General features: G+C 63.0%; 11 protein-coding genes. 9 read left to right on the top strand and 2 right to left on the bottom strand.

Going from position 1 to position 14,421, the window contains the following annotated elements; translation table 11 throughout:
- Positions 1–124: 124 nt before the first annotated feature.
- From GRF63_RS04440 to GRF63_RS04415, 6 genes are read left to right on the top strand one after another with little or no spacing between them, the layout of a single operon-like run.
- Positions 125–1,336 carry a Tm-1-like ATP-binding domain-containing protein gene (locus tag GRF63_RS04440; RefSeq protein ID WP_160484749.1) on the top strand — a complete coding sequence of 404 codons (1,212 nt, stop codon included), beginning with the start codon at positions 125–127 and terminating at the stop codon, positions 1,334–1,336.
- Entirely contained in the window at positions 1,333–1,803 is a 471-nt protein-coding gene (locus GRF63_RS04435; protein ID WP_160484748.1) for an acetyl-CoA carboxylase biotin carboxyl carrier protein, read from the top strand. Before GRF63_RS04440 ends, GRF63_RS04435 begins: the two co-directional genes overlap by 4 nt.
- Positions 1,804–1,813: 10 nt before the next feature.
- Positions 1,814–3,148, top strand: coding sequence for an acetyl-CoA carboxylase biotin carboxylase subunit (locus GRF63_RS04430; protein ID WP_160484747.1), 1,335 nt, complete (start codon positions 1,814–1,816; stop codon positions 3,146–3,148).
- The gene (locus tag GRF63_RS04425) at positions 3,145–4,623 is read left to right on the top strand and encodes a biotin carboxyl carrier protein (RefSeq protein WP_160484746.1); all 1,479 of its coding nucleotides are present in this window, start codon (positions 3,145–3,147) and stop codon (positions 4,621–4,623) included. Before GRF63_RS04430 ends, GRF63_RS04425 begins: the two co-directional genes overlap by 4 nt.
- Positions 4,620–5,474, top strand: a complete 855-nt coding sequence (locus GRF63_RS04420) for an HAD-IIA family hydrolase (RefSeq protein WP_160484745.1) — start codon at positions 4,620–4,622, stop codon at positions 5,472–5,474. Before GRF63_RS04425 ends, GRF63_RS04420 begins: the two co-directional genes overlap by 4 nt.
- 9 nt (positions 5,475–5,483) lie before the next feature.
- Positions 5,484–7,031: an AMP-binding protein gene (locus tag GRF63_RS04415; protein WP_160484744.1), complete on the top strand. Its 1,548-nt coding sequence runs from the start codon at positions 5,484–5,486 to the stop codon at positions 7,029–7,031.
- A gap of 3 nt (positions 7,032–7,034) precedes the next feature.
- Here the strand turns inward: GRF63_RS04415 and GRF63_RS04410 are convergent, their stop codons facing one another.
- Together GRF63_RS04410 and GRF63_RS04405 are read right to left on the bottom strand one after the other, a co-directional pair.
- Positions 7,035–7,652 carry a TetR/AcrR family transcriptional regulator gene (locus tag GRF63_RS04410; protein ID WP_160484743.1) on the bottom strand — a complete coding sequence of 206 codons (618 nt, stop codon included), beginning with the start codon at positions 7,650–7,652 and terminating at the stop codon, positions 7,035–7,037.
- A 157-nt stretch (positions 7,653–7,809) separates the two neighbouring features.
- Positions 7,810–8,394 carry a TetR/AcrR family transcriptional regulator gene (locus GRF63_RS04405; RefSeq protein WP_202131563.1) on the bottom strand — a complete coding sequence of 195 codons (585 nt, stop codon included), beginning with the start codon at positions 8,392–8,394 and terminating at the stop codon, positions 7,810–7,812.
- A gap of 149 nt (positions 8,395–8,543) precedes the next feature.
- Between GRF63_RS04405 and GRF63_RS04400 the strand changes: the two genes are divergently transcribed.
- The 3 genes from GRF63_RS04400 to GRF63_RS04390 are packed head-to-tail and all read left to right on the top strand — an operon-like array spanning position 8,544 to position 14,346.
- Positions 8,544–9,683: an efflux RND transporter periplasmic adaptor subunit gene (locus GRF63_RS04400; RefSeq protein ID WP_160484742.1), complete on the top strand. Its 1,140-nt coding sequence runs from the start codon at positions 8,544–8,546 to the stop codon at positions 9,681–9,683.
- Positions 9,684–9,685: 2 nt separating this feature from the next.
- Positions 9,686–12,922 carry a multidrug efflux RND transporter permease subunit gene (locus tag GRF63_RS04395; protein WP_160484741.1) on the top strand — a complete coding sequence of 1,079 codons (3,237 nt, stop codon included), beginning with the start codon at positions 9,686–9,688 and terminating at the stop codon, positions 12,920–12,922.
- Positions 12,919–14,346: an efflux transporter outer membrane subunit gene (locus GRF63_RS04390; RefSeq protein ID WP_160484740.1), complete on the top strand. Its 1,428-nt coding sequence runs from the start codon at positions 12,919–12,921 to the stop codon at positions 14,344–14,346. Before GRF63_RS04395 ends, GRF63_RS04390 begins: the two co-directional genes overlap by 4 nt.
- Positions 14,347–14,421 lie beyond the last annotated feature (75 nt).

Genomic DNA, 14,421 nt, shown 5'->3' with positions numbered 1-14,421 from the left:
GAAACCCTCCAGTTTCACTAGGTGAAATAGTATCGAGATGGTCATTTTGTCAAATCAAAAAATTTGGTCTTTTGCGCAGCAGAAGTTCCACGCGATTGGAGCCACCCCCGAGAGGACCTGAACAATGTCGAAGCCCAAAGTGATGATGATCGTCACTAACGATTCAAAACAGCAGGAAGCTGCCTTCATTCGCGATGTGCTGGAAGCAAACGAGTGCGAGGTGATCCACCTCGATTGCAGTATCCGCCGCTATGTCGAAGGTGCCGAGATCACGCCGATGCAGGTTGCCGAGGCTGGCGGCCATACCATTGAGGAAGTCCGCGCGCTGGGCCACGAGGGCAAGTGCCAGGCGGTGATGATAGAGGGCGCGACCAAACTGGCCGTGCAGACCAATCAGGAACAGGGCCTGTCGGGCGTGATCGCCGTGGGCGGTTCGATGGGTACAGGGCTCGCGGGCTTCGTGATGCAGGCCCTGCCTTACGGCCTGCCCAAGATGATCGTCTCCACCATGGCATCCGGTTTCGTGGCGCCGTACATCGGCGTGAAGGACATCGCTATCATGAATTCGGTCACCGATATTTCGGGGCTGAACACGATTGCCCGCGAAGTGTTTCGCAATGCCGCAAACGCGGTTGCCGGAATGGCCAAGGGCTATTCGCCCGAAGCAGGCTCAGGAAAGCCGCTGGTGCTGATGACCATGCTTTCCACCACCGAAAAGACCGTGCGCCCCATTCGCGAGGCGCTGGAGGCAGACGGCTGCGAGGTGATGGTGTTCCACTCCTCCGGCGCGGGCGGACCGACGCTGGATTCCATCGCGGCGGACAAGGACGTTGCGCTGGTGCTGGACCTGTCGGTGACAGAAATCGGCGATCACCTGCAGAACGGCCTGGCCAATGGCGGCCCTGATCGCGGCAAGGCAGCCTTACAAAAAGGCATCCCGACGATCTTCGCCCCCGGCAACGCCGATTTCATGATCGCAGGCCCGCTGGAGGAAGCCGAGAAGCAGTACCCCGGCAAACGCTATCACAAGCACAACCCCGCGCTGACAGCAGTGCGCACGGAAATGCCGGAGCTGAGAGCCCTGGCCGATCACCTGGCGGGCATGTTTGCCGAGGCGAATGGCCCCGTCAGCTTCTACATCCCGCTGGGCGGTTTCTCCAACCATGACAGCCCGGACGGACACATCCACGATCCCGACATGCCCCGCCCCTTCGCCGACTATGTGGAGAGCGTGATGCCGGACAATGTCGATCTGCATGTCGAGGATGCCCACTTCAACGACGAGGCTTTCGCCAACGCGATCCTCGCCAAGGCCCGCGAGTATTTGTCAGCATGAGCAAACTGCCCCTCACGCCAGATGCCGTTTCCGAAATCGTCGCCATCATCGATGGCAGCGGATACGATCACCTCGACATCAAGACCGACGCCTTCCGCCTGCGCCTGCGCCGCGAGGGCGGAGGAGACGGGTCTGCCGATGGCTGGACGCAGGACTGGTCATTCTCCGAAGCTGAAGCCCCCGCCGGCGGAGACAAGGTGGCGACGGTGGCAGAATTGCCCGACGGCCTGCTGGGCATCGCCGCCCCGCTACCCGGCACATTCTACCGCGCCCCCCAGCCCGGGGCGCCGCCCTTCGTCGAAGAAGGCGAAACGGTGGATGAGAATACCGTCGTCGGCATCATCGAAACGATGAAGCTGATGAACCCGGTCCACGCCGGATGCAGCGGCACCATCGAGAAGGTGGTGGTGAATGATGCGACAATGGTGGATGGCGGCGCCACGATCATGCACGTTCGGCCCGCGTGAGGGGGCAGCCATGATCAAGCGCCTCTTCATCGCCAATCGCGGCGAAATCGCCCTGCGCATCATCCGCACCGCGCAGCGCCTTGGCATCACCACCATCCTTGGCGCGTCGGAAGCAGACGCGTCCAGCCTGCCTGCGTTCCAGGCGGACGAGGTGGCCATCGTCGGCCCCGCGCCATCGAACCAGAGTTACCTTGATGTCGATGCCGTGATCGCGGCGGCGAAAGCTGCAAAGGCCGATGCCATTCATCCGGGGTACGGCTTCCTGTCAGAAAACGCGCGTTTCGCGCAGGCCGCTGCCGATGCGGGCATCATTTTCGTGGGGCCGGACATTTCCAGCCTGAATGCCATGGGTGACAAGCTGATGGCCCGCAAGGTGGGCATCGAGGCGGGTCTGCCAGTGGTGCCCGGCGGCGAAGCGGCCAACAAGGACGAGGCCCTGGCCCGCGCCGAGGAAACCGGCTTTCCCGTGCTGCTGAAGGCCGTGTCGGGCGGCGGCGGCAAGGGCATGCGCCGGGTGGACCGCGCGGAAGACCTCTCCGCCGAGATCGACACCGCCATGGCCGAAGCACAGGCCAGCTTCGGCGACCCGCGCATTTACGTCGAACGCTTCATCGCCAGCGGTCGGCATGTGGAGGTGCAGGTATTGGGCGATGGCGAGAATGCAATCCACCTCGGCACGCGCGATTGCTCGATCCAGCGCCGCTTCCAGAAACTGGTGGAAGAGGCCCCCGCCCCCGCCATGCCGGTTGAAAAGCGCGCCGCGATAGAGGACGCCGCCGTGCGGCTCACGCGCCACTTGAACTACAAGGGTGCTGGCACGGTGGAGATGCTGGTGGATGCCGAGACGTTCGACTTTTTCTTCCTCGAAATGAATGCCCGCATTCAGGTGGAGCATCCGGTGACCGAAGCAATCACCGGGGTCGACCTGATCGAGCAGCAAATCCTTATTGCAGACGGCAATCCGCTCGGCATCAGGCAGGATGACCTAACCCTCTCGGGTCATGCCATTGAAGTGCGGATCAATGCCGAAGACCCGGATGCCGATTTCCGTCCATCCCCCGGCACGATCACGCGCGCTGCATGGCCCGCTGGTCCCGGCATCCGGGTCGATACCCATATCGCCACGGGCGGCAAGGTGCCGCCCTTCTACGACTCGCTGATCGGCAAGCTGATCGTGCACGCCCCCACGCGGGAGGAAGCCGTCGAGAAGCTGGGCGCGGCACTCGCCACAATGCAGATCGAAGGCATCACCACCACCGCCAGCCTGCATGCGAAAATCGCTGCTGATGCAGGATTTAGAAAAGGCGGCGTCGACACCCGTTTCTTCAAGGAGTTCGCGGCATGAGCACGATCACGCTGACCGACGTGTCGATCCGTGACGGCAACCAGTCGCTATGGGGCGCAACCGGCCTTTCCACCGCGCAGATACTGGAAGTTGCGGGCCTGCTGGACCGTGTGGGCTTCGAGGCGATCGACTTCATCTCCTCCAGCCACATGGCCGTGGCCGTGCGCTATTTCCGCGATAATCCGTGGGAGCGCATCCGCCGTGTGCGCGCCGCCATGCCGCGCACGCCGCTGCAATTCATCACCACCGGCCTGCGCTTCATCGCTTGGCAGCAGGCGGACCCCGAATTCATGCGGCTGGTCTATCGCCGCTTGCAAGCGAACGGCATCCGCAAGTTCATCATGCTGGACCCGATGCATGATGTGGAAGCCGTGCTGGCCGCCAGCAAGCTGGTGAAGGAAGAAGGCGAGGCGAGCGTGATGGGCGCTCTCACCTTCACCCTGTCCGAGGTGCATACGGACCAGTTCTACGCCGATTTCGCCGCCAAGCTGGCGAAAAGCGAGGATATTGATTGCTTCTACATCAAGGACCCCGGCGGCCTGCTGTCGCCGGAGCGTGTGCGTACGCTGGCTCCGGCTGTAAGGGCCGTGATCGGTGACAAGCCGCTGGAGATCCACGCCCATTGCACCATCGGCTATGGCCCGCTCGCCAGCCTTGAGGCGGTGGAAAGCGGCGCTGTCGGCACGGTGCATGTCGGCATCGGTCCGCTTGGCGATGGCTCCTCCCTGCCCGAGGCCACGCGTATGGTGGCGAACCTGCGAGAGCTAGGCCACGACGTGCCGCTGGATGACAAGGCGCTGGCCGCGGTGTCCGATTACTGGAGCAGGCTATCGGCTGCCGAGGGCCATCCCGTCGGCCGCCCGCAAAACTTCGACGCCAGCTTCCTGCGCCACCAGATCGCCGGCGGCGTGATGACGACCACGCGTCGTCAGCTGAAGGAGCTGAACCTCGAACACAAGTTCGAGGAGGTTGTGGCAGAAACGGAGCGCGTGCGCGCGGAGCTGGGCTATCCCATCATGGTAACGCCCTTCCCGCAAATGGTGATGAGCCAGGCGCTCTCCAACGTGATCGGCATAGGCCGATATGCGCAGGTGAGCGACGAAATCCTGCGCTACGTGATGGGCAAGTTCGGCCATCCCACCAGCCCGCTGGCACCCGATGTGGAGGCCGCCATCATGGATCGCCCCCGCGCCCGTGAGATCGAAGCGGAACCAATGTTCCCCTCGCTGGGCGACCTGCGCAAGAAATTCGGCCAGAACATGCCTGACGAGGAATTCCTGCTGCGCGCGGTGATGCCTGAAAACCAGGTGGACGCCATGCTCGCCAGCGGGCCGTCCAAGGCCAGCTATTGCCCGGAGGCCGCCCCCATCCTCTCCCTTCTCAAACAGCTGGCCGAACGCCCCGCCGCGAAAGACATCGTGGTGGATGCGAACGGCATGCGTCTCGCCCTTCATGCAGGACCGTCCGTACAATGACCGCAATACCCGATCACCTTGCCCAGCGTATCGCCGGGGCGAAGGCCTTCATCTTCGACATGGATGGCACCATCGCCTTGGGCAATGCGGCATCCGGCGGTCACGAGGCCTTGCCCGGCGCGATCGAACTGCTTGGCGCGATCCGCAAGCTGGGCAAACCGCTGCGCGTGTTCACCAACGGCACCGGAAAGCCGCCCGCCGCCTATGCCGCGCGGTTGCGCGCAGCCGGGTTCGACATTGCGGACGAGGAATTCATGACCCCCTCCACCGCAGCGGCCATCTGGTTCGAGCAACAGGGCATCGGCAAGGTGCGCGTGCTGGGCCGCGAAGGCGTGTCCGCTCCGCTGAAGGAGAAAGGCATCGAATGCGTCGAACCTTCTGCCGAAGCGAGCGGCGTGGAAGCGGTCTATACCGGCTGGTATCGCGAATTCACCTTTCCCGATCTGGAGGCCGCCTGCAATTCGGTGTGGGACGGCGCGATCCTCACCTCTGCCAGCCACGTGCCCTTCTTCGCCACGGCCAATGGCCGCGCCATAGGGGCGAGCTATGCTCTGAACGTGATGATCCAGTCGCTCACCAATGCGGAGCTTACCGTGCTAGGCAAGCCGTCCGTCACAGCCTTTCAATCGGCCATCGCGGGCATGGGCCTGTTACCGGAAGACAGCGCGGACGTGGTGATCGTGGGCGATGATCCGGTGCTGGAAATCAGCATGGCGCGCGCCACGGGTGCGCTGGGCGTCGGCATGACCACCGGCCTGATGAAGCGCGACACCATTGGCGATTTGCCAGCCGACCAGCAGCCAGAATTGCTGATCGACCACCTCGATGCCTTGCGCGCCGTTATCGCCTAGGAGCACCCCATGCGTTCTATCGACTATTTCGATCGTGGCCACGATCTCGATCCCGCGCGCACCGCGCTGATCGACGTGGCCACCGGCGAGAGCCACACATTTGCCGAAGTGAAGGCGAGGACGGAGCAGATCGCCGCTGCGCTTTACAAGCATGGCTTTGGCAACCAGCAGCCGCTTGCCATTTTCGCGCCGAACAGCGCCGTTGCCATGATCCTGCTGCTGGCCTGCTGGCGCGCCAATGCGCAGTGGATCCCAGTGAACACACGCAACGCCGTGGATGCGAATGCACAGTATCTCGCTTACGTCGAGTGCGAGTGGATGATCTATGATTCAAGCCTTGAGAAGCAGGTGGAGGAAATGCGCGCCACTTGCCCAAAGCTGACGAACCTCATCTGTATAGACGAGTTGGACAGCTTCATCGGCGATACCACCGCGGATGATTTCACCCCACCTGAAGTGGACGCTTTCGGCAATCTGGACGAGCTGGTGGGCATCATTCCCACGGGTGGCACCACCGGACCATCCAAGGGTGCGATGGTCACCAATCTTGGCTGGGGCACGATGGTGGAAACGGCTGCGGCAGAGATGGATCAGCGCACCGATAACCCTGTCAGCCTGGTGGTTGCGCCCATCACCCACGCCGCCGGGCCGGTTGCACTGGCCACGATGAGCTTTGGCGCGACGCAGGTGATCCTGCCCGGCTTCGACGCGGCCAAGGTATTGTCCTGCATCGCTGAGCACCGCGTTAGCCACATGTACCTGCCGCCAACCGCGCTGTATTCGCTGCTCGGCTCCAGCGGCATCGAGGAGCACGACACCTCCAGCCTGCGGATCTTCATCCTGGTGGGATCGCCGGTCAGTCCGGAAAAGCTGCGCATCGCGGTGGAGACCTTCGGCCCGTGCATGTGCCAGTGCTATGGCCAGGTGGAGTGCCCGATGGTCATCACATGGCTTTCGCCCGAAGTGGTGGCCGAAGCCGCATCGGGCTATAAACCTGAGCGTCTGGCGAGTTGTGGCAAGCCCACCAGCTCAATTCAGGTGGCGCTGCTGGATGACGACGGAAATCCCGTGGCCGAAGGGGAGCCCGGCGAAATCTGCGTGCGCGGTCCTCTCGTCAGCAAAGGCTATTTCAAGAAGCTTGAGGCCACCGAGGAAGTGCGCCAGCATGGCTGGCACCATACAGGCGACGTTGCCCGCGCAGATGCGGAAGGCTTTCTTTACATCGTGGACCGCAAGAAGGACATGGTCGTCTCAGGCGGGTTCAATGTCTTCACCACGGAAGTTGAGGCCGCCATCACGCAATTGCCGCAGGTGCGCGAATGCGCGGTGATCGGGGTGCCGCACCCCAAATGGGGCGAGGCCGTGCATGCCGTGGTGGTGGGAGACGGCGTGGACGAGGCGCAGATCATTGCCCATGCGAAAGACAGGCTGGGCAGCGTCAAAGCGCCGAAAACCGTCGAGTTCGTCAGCGAAATCCCGCGTACGGCAGCCGGCAAACCGGACAAAAAGGCCTTGCGGGTGGTCCACTGGGGCAAGAACGCCCGCATGGTGAATTAGGGGTCATTCAGCGCTGGCGGCGGCGTCGTTCCGCGGCGCCAGAAGTTCGGGCAAATCCATGCTGGCAATTCTCTTCGCATCATCGAAGGACACGCCCAGCGCGTGCAGGATGTAGCCGGAAACGATTTCGGGATAATCTGCTGCAGTCTCTTCCCGCGTAACCGATCCCATCGCGGCCAGCGTGCTGCCCAGCAAGATGTCTCTGCCCACCTTGGAGGAGGGGATGAGGAAATGCCCCTCGTCCATCCCTTCCTGCACGGTTCGCTCTGCCTGTTCGTAAGTCTCCGCCCCGAAGATGCGGCCCGATGCGCTGAGGTTCAGCATGGACCAGCCCCAGCGCGTATCGCTGCGCGCACGGTCCAGATAGAACCGCACGGCCACGGCGGCCCGTTTGCGGGCATCCGGCAGCTGCGAGATCGTGTGCGTTACCGCCGCCAGGAAATCATGCGTAACTTCATAGCTCAACGCTTCGCGCAGTTCGCCCATGCCGGAAAAATGGTTGTAGAAAGTGGCTCTCGTAACGCCCGCCCCCGTGGCGATATCCTCGATGCGGGCGAAAAGGCCCTGCTCTTCACCGAAAATATCGAACGCGGCGCTCAGGATATTGGCGCGGGTGCGCATTCGGCGTTCACGGCCAATTTCCGCCCTGCGCGCAGTATCTATCTTGTATTTCTTCGGCACCCATCGCTCCGAGTGTTGCGCATTACAGACCGGGGACCTGCGGCACTAGCAGGCAAACGGCAAATGGCGCCGTTAAAAAAGGCCAGGCCGGCCCAGCCTAGGCGGGATCTGCCTGACCGTGCGGCATCGCCGTAACGCACAGAATGCAGGCCAGCATTGACCTGGTGAAGGATTCAACGCGTTCGCGATCAAGCGATGACAGCTTCAGTCCGGCAAGCGATGCCTGCACCATATGGGCAAGATCGCAGGGTGTCAGTCTATGCTGGCTCAGGGCCTTTTCATATGGTTCGAAAAAGGCCGACATGCTCTCTATCACATCGTCATAGATCACCCGCATTTCCTTGCGCACGCTGGTGGTCAATTCCAGCTCCAGCTCGTCCGCATGGGGCATGGCCTGCAGATCTTCCCATGGCTCCAGCACCAGCTTGCGCATCGCGATTTCAATGCGTTCGCGCCGATCGGAAGCACTGGCGCATTCCTGCCAGATGATCTCCCACTGCCGCTCGTAATGATAGCGAACGATGCCAGCCAGGAGCGCGGATCGGTTCGGAAAGACGTTGTACACCGTCTGGCGAGAGACGCCTGCCTCTTCCGCCACGTCATTCACGCTGGCGCGGCGAATGCCATAGCGGCTGACCACCCGGAAACCCGCCGCGGCGATTTGTGCTTCTCTCTCTTCCAAACCCAAAACCCGATCCTTGATAATCGGATGCAGCTTTTACACTGATCGCAAAAATGTCAATTGACATTAATACGCCATTTGTCCAATTGACCGCAAAATTACGAAAGATCGGGCTTGGGAGAGGGCTCCGACAATCAAGGATGTGCGGCATGTCTCCCAAATCGATTCTCTCCCTCCTGCTGGCGGCATGCGTCGCCGCGTGCTCACCTTCGGCGCAGGAGCAGGCCCCGGCGGCGGTGCCGGTCAAGACGATTCGCGTCGCGCCGCAGGATATCGACAACACCATCGAACTGCCGGGCCGGGTCGAAGCCGTGCGCGTGGCGGAGGTGCGGGCGCGGGTCACCGGCATCGTGCAGCAGCGCCTGTTCGAGGAAGGCTCCGACGTGGGTAAGGGCCAGCCGCTGTTCCGCATCGATCCCGCAGAATTGCGCGCCAGCTACGCCCAGACCAGCGCCAGCCTTGATCGGGCAAAGGCCACGGCCGCAAACGCCAATGCCGTGGTGGCGCGGTATCGCCCGCTGGTTGCGGAAAACGCCATCAGCGGCCAGGAATTCGATGCAGCGCAGGCCGCCGCGCGGGAGGCATCGGCCAACCTTGCGCAGATGCAGGCGCAACTGCGCGCCGCATCGCTGCAACTGGGCTACACCACGGTGCGCGCGCCGATATCCGGTCGGGCTGGCCGGGCCACTATCACCGAAGGCGGGCTGGTGTCCCAGGGCGAAGCAACGCTGATGACCCGGATAGAGCAGATGTCGCCCGTCTATGTCTCCTTCTCCCAATCCGCCAGCGAGATACTGAAGCTGCGCCGGGCACTGGCCAGCGGTGAACTGGCACTGGGAGAGGATGAGCCTGTCGAGGTTCGCGTCTCCTTCTCTGACGGCAGTGAATATGGCGTTCCCGGCGTGATCGACTTCTTCGATTTCTCCGTGGACGAGGATACCGGCACCATCCAGCTGCGCGCGGAATTCGCTAATCCCGATGGCCTTTTGCTGCCGGGGGAATTCGTGCGGGCGCGCCTGTTTGCGGGCAAGCTGGTGGACGTGATTACCGTCCCGCAAAGGGCCGTCACAGCGACGGAGACGGGCGGCACGGTGCTGATCGTGGACAAGGATGGCAAGGCTGCGCGCAATGCCGTGAAGCTGGGCAAGCTGATAGGCGATGACTGGGTTATCGAAGGCGGGTTGGAACCGGGCACGCAGGTTATCATCTCCAACCTGCAGAAACTCAGCGCCGGAACGCCGGTGAAGATCGTCAATGGCGGCGCTGCCGCCACTGCGCGGGCTGACTGATCATGGCCCGTTTTTTCATAGACCGCCCCATCTTCGCATGGGTGATATCGCTCGGCATCCTGCTGGCCGGTTTCATCGCCCTTCGCGCCCTGCCGATTGAGCAATACCCCGATGTCGCCCCGCCCTCCCTGTCCATCAACGTCGTCTATCCCGGCGCCGATGCGCAGACGCTGGAGCAGAACGTCACGCAGGTGATCGAGCAGCAGCTGAATGGCGTGGACGGCTTTCTCTACATGGATTCCTCCAGCCTATCGAACGGCACCGCGTCTATCACGCTGACATTCGAGGCAGGGACCGACATCGATATCGCACAGACGGAGGTCCAGAACCGGCTTAGCACGGTGGAGGCCCGCCTGCCCGAAGAGGTGCGCCGACAGGGCATTACCGTGCGGCAGGCCAATCCCGGCTTCCTGCTGATCATCGCGCTTACATCCGATAATGGCGCGCTGGATTTCACGGACCTTGGCAATATCGCCGCCACCAGCGTGATTGACGAGATACGCCGCGTGCCCGGCGTGGGCGATGTCACCTCCTTCGGGTCAGAATACGCCATGCGCATCTGGCTGGATCCGGACAGGCTGGCCGCCTACAAGCTGCCACCTTCCGCTGTGCTGGCGGCGGTGCGCGAGCAGAACGCGCAAACCGCAGGCGGATCGATCGGCGCACTGCCCGTGCAGAAGGGGCAGGAAATCACCGCCACCATCATCACCGAAAACCGTTTCGAGACGGAGGAAGAATTTCGCCGCATCATCCTGCGCGCCGATCCCAGCGGCGCGGCGGTGACGCTGGGCGATGTTGCCCGTATCGAACTGGGCGCGCGCAGCTATGCCACCACCACATCGCTCAACAAGCGGCCGATGGCAGGCCTGGCAGTTCAGCTGGCCACCGGCGCCAATGCGCTTTCCACGGCGGAGAACGTGAAGCAGCGCATGGAGGAAATCGGCGCTGGCCTGCCAACGGGCGTGGAATGGTCCATCCCCTATGACACCAGCCCCTTCGTCCAGATTTCGGTAGACGAGGTGGTCAAGACCCTGATCGAGGCGATGGCGCTGGTGTTCCTCGTGATGTTCCTGTTTCTGCAAACCTGGCGTGCCACGCTGATCCCCACGCTGGTGGTGCCGATTGCGCTGGCCGGGGCCTGCCTTGGGCTGTGGCTGCTGGGCTTTTCCATCAACGTGCTGTCACTCTTCGCCATGGTGCTGGCGATCGGCATCCTGGTGGATGATGCCATCGTGGTGATCGAGAATGTGGAGCGTATCATGCGCGAGGAAGGGCTCGGCCCGCTGGAGGCTACGCGAAAGGCGATGGACCAGATCACCGGCGCCATCGTCGGCATCACGCTGGTGCTGATCGCGGTGTTTGTGCCGATGGCCTTCTTCCCCGGCGCGACGGGCGGCATCTATCGCCAGTTCTCCGTCACGTTGGCGATCTCGATCTTCTTCTCCGCCCTGCTGGCTCTCACCCTGACGCCCGCTCTGTGCGCCACTTTCCTGCGCGCAGAGGATATCGAGAAAGAGGGTGAGGACGAGTGTGAGGATAGTGGCGACGCCATAAACACGCCGGACGAACGCCCCCTGCCCGTTGGCTGGCGCGGCAAGGTGGAACGCGTGCGTCGCGTGATGGGAAGGTTCTTCGCGCGCTTCAACCGCTGGTTCGCACGAATGACGCAGCGTTATGGCCGCACCAATGACAAGATCCTGAGCCGCCCGATGCGCGCGCTGGCAGGCTTCCTTTTGCTGGTTGCCGTCACCGTGCTGCTGTTCATGCGTCTGCCCGGTGGTTTCCTGCCAACGGAGGACCAGGGCTATCTGATCACCGTGGTGCAATCCCCCGGTGGCTCCACACAGGAGCGGCTGGACGAGGCTGTGACGCCGGTGGAGGATTACTGGCTTGCGCAGGATGACGTTGAGGACTTGATCGTCATTCGCGGCTTCAGCTTTTTCGGTCAGGGGCAGAACAACGCGATGATGTTCGCCACGCTGAAGGACTGGAGCGAACGCAGCGCATCCGAAAGCAGCGCAGCGGCCATTGCCGAACGATCCATGGGCACATTCATGGGGCTGGACAGCGCCCTTGCCTTCACCATCGAACCGCCCGCGATACAGTCTCTGGGCGAGGCGAGCGGGTTCACCATGAAGTTGCAGGATCGCGGAGGCGTGGGGCGCGAATCGCTGGTCGCTGCGCGCGATCAATTACTGGGCCTGGCCAGCCAAAGCCCGGCGTTGGCGAATATCCGGCCGGAGGATCAGCCCGTCGCCCCGCAGCTCCACGTCGAGATTGACCGGGTGAAGGCCAAGGCCATGGGCCTTTCCATAGTGGATGTGAACACCGCCCTCTCCATCAGTTTCGGTTCCGCCTATGCCAATGATTTCAACCGAGAGGGCCGCGTTCTGCAAGTGCTGGTGCAGGCAGAGGCGCCCTTCCGCATGAAGCCCGAAGATGTGCTGTCGCTGCGCATTCCCAATGCGCAAGGGGCGCTGGTGCCGTTCAGTTCCTTCGCCACGGCAGAATGGACCGCCGGGCCGCCCAGTCTTGCCCGCTATAACGGCTATCCCGCGATGACCGTATCGGGCACCGCGGCACCCGGCAAATCATCCGGTGCAGCGCTGAAGGAGATGGAGCAGCTCGCCTCTCAGCTGCCGGAAGGCATCGGCTTTGAATGGACCGGCCTCAGCTATGAGGAACGGCAGGCTGGCGGCCAGATCGGCCTGCTCCTTGCCCTGTCGGTGCTGATCGTGTTCCTGGTGCTTGCGGCGCTTTACGAAAGCTGGTCTGTCCCGCTGTCGGTTCTGCTGATCATTCCTGCGGGCGTTTTGGGATCGGTCCTGTTTTCCATGGCGCGCGGATTGTCGGCCGATATCTATTTCAACGTCGGCCTGATCACCATCATCGGTTTGGCGGCGAAAAACGCCATCCTGATCGTGGAATTCGCCATAGAGCAGGAAGAAGAGGGCAAGCCGCCGCTGGCCGCCGTGCGGGAGGCCGCGCGGCTGCGCCTGCGCCCGATCATCATGACTTCGCTGGCCTTCATCCTGGGCATGGTGCCGCTGGTGCTGTCTTCCGGGGCAGGCGCTGCCAGCCGGATCGCCGTGGGCACAGGGGTGATGGGCGGCATGATCGCTGCCACCGCCATCGGCATTTTCATGATCCCCGTGCTCTACCTGCTGGTTCGCACACGGCTGGCGAAGGGGAAGCGTTCCGACACCACAAGCCAAACTGCGCAGGGAGATACCGCATGACCCGCAAGATAACCGCAGGCGTGCTGGCCCTGTCGGTGGCCACGGCGCTGGCTGGCTGCGTCAACATGGCGCCCGATCACGATCGTCCGGCGCTATCTACACCAGCCGCCTATGATGCGGATTACCGCCCGGATGGCGCGGTGGTGGCGGCCAGCCTCTCCTATCGCGAGTGGTTCGTCGATCCACGGCTGGTGGCGCTGGTGGATTCAGCGCTTGCCAATAATCGCGATCTGTTGGCGGCAACGGCGCGGATAGAGCAGGCCCGCGCGCAATACCGCATCGAGGACAGCCGCAAGTTGCCAACGCTCGTGGCGAGTGCAGCAGCCGCCCGGTCTCGCACACCGCTCAGCAGTGTAAGCCCCGGTGCGGATGGCTCCATCACCGCAAACCGTTTCGATGTGGGCGTGGGCGTTTCCGCGTTCGAACTGGATTTCTGGGGCCGGATCGCAAATCTTTCCGACGCAGCACGCGCGCAGTTTCTGGCAGCACAGGCCAATCAGCGCGCCTTTTATCTCTCGCTGATCGCAGATGTCAGCACCACCTATTTCGAACTGGTGGAAACAGAGGCGCAGCTCGCCCTGGCGGAGGCGACATTGCAAAGCCGGCAGGAAGAATTGCGATTGGCAAAACGGAGGCTGGACGCGGGCGTCACCTCTGCCCTGCCCTATCGCCAGGCCGAAACGCTGCTGACAACGGCGGAGCAGCAAGTGGCCACCTTCCGCCTGGCGCGGGCGCGGCTGGGCAACCAGCTGGCCGTGCTGGTGGGCGGCAGTGTGCCCGCCGATCTGCCTGCCGGTCTGCCGCTTGTTCAGCAGGATAACGGCATGGTCCTGGACGCCGGAACCCCGTCGCACCTGATGCTGGTGCGGCCCGATATTCTTGCCGCGGAGGAACAATTGCGCGCCGCCCGCGCCAATATCGGCGCGGCGCGCGCCGCCTTCTTCCCCGCCATCTCTTTGACAGGCAGCGCCGGTTTCGCGTCATCCCAGCTGGACGGGCTGTTTGGCGGTAACGGGCTTACCTGGTCCTTCGGTCCGTCCATTTCGCTACCCATCTTCGACTGGGGCGCACGGGAGGCGAACCTGGATCTGGCAAGGGCGCGCGAGGTGGAACAGTTCGCGCTGTATGACAAGGCGGTGCAGACTGCGTTCCGCGAAGTGTCAGACGGATTGGCCGGTCGCCGCTGGTTGGCGGATCAGGTCACGGCGTTGCAGCGCGGCGTTACCGCGCAGGAGAAAATCGCGCGGCTTGCCGGACTGCGCTACCGCGAAGGCGTGGCCAACTATCTGGAAGTGCTGGACGCGGAACGAAACCTGTTCGCCGCGCGCCAGCAATTGCTGACCACTCAGCGCGCCTATCTGCAGAACGGCGCCACCCTGTTCGTGGCGTTGGGCGGGGGAACAGGGGGCGGCGGGATAGGCTGAAGGCCGCCCCCGCAAAACCGGCACCTGTATCCAGCAACCCGACTGCCCGACTGTTATAAACAGCGGACAGCCGGG

Source organism: Aurantiacibacter rhizosphaerae (assembly GCF_009807005.1).
In the GTDB taxonomy this organism is placed as follows: domain Bacteria; phylum Pseudomonadota; class Alphaproteobacteria; order Sphingomonadales; family Sphingomonadaceae; genus Alteraurantiacibacter; species Alteraurantiacibacter rhizosphaerae.
Note: the sequence above shows the minus strand (reverse complement) of the source record. Positions and strands in the feature narration are given on the sequence as shown.

Excerpts from the sequence above, each read along its gene's own strand:
- GRF63_RS04400 (WP_160484742.1), top strand. The coding sequence starts at position 8,544 with ATGTCTCCCAAATCGATTCTCTCCCTCCTGCTGGCGGCATGCGTCGCC.
- GRF63_RS04420 (WP_160484745.1), top strand. The coding sequence starts at position 4,620 with ATGACCGCAATACCCGATCACCTTGCCCAGCGTATCGCCGGGGCGAAG.
- GRF63_RS04415 (WP_160484744.1), top strand. The coding sequence starts at position 5,484 with ATGCGTTCTATCGACTATTTCGATCGTGGCCACGATCTCGATCCCGCG.
- GRF63_RS04410 (WP_160484743.1), bottom strand. The coding sequence starts at position 7,652 with ATGCGCACCCGCGCCAATATCCTGAGCGCCGCGTTCGATATTTTCGGT.
- GRF63_RS04395 (WP_160484741.1), top strand. The coding sequence starts at position 9,686 with ATGGCCCGTTTTTTCATAGACCGCCCCATCTTCGCATGGGTGATATCG.
- GRF63_RS04390 (WP_160484740.1), top strand. The coding sequence starts at position 12,919 with ATGACCCGCAAGATAACCGCAGGCGTGCTGGCCCTGTCGGTGGCCACG.
- GRF63_RS04440 (WP_160484749.1), top strand. The coding sequence starts at position 125 with ATGTCGAAGCCCAAAGTGATGATGATCGTCACTAACGATTCAAAACAG.
- GRF63_RS04425 (WP_160484746.1), top strand. The coding sequence starts at position 3,145 with ATGAGCACGATCACGCTGACCGACGTGTCGATCCGTGACGGCAACCAG.
- GRF63_RS04435 (WP_160484748.1), top strand. The coding sequence starts at position 1,333 with ATGAGCAAACTGCCCCTCACGCCAGATGCCGTTTCCGAAATCGTCGCC.
- GRF63_RS04430 (WP_160484747.1), top strand. The coding sequence starts at position 1,814 with ATGATCAAGCGCCTCTTCATCGCCAATCGCGGCGAAATCGCCCTGCGC.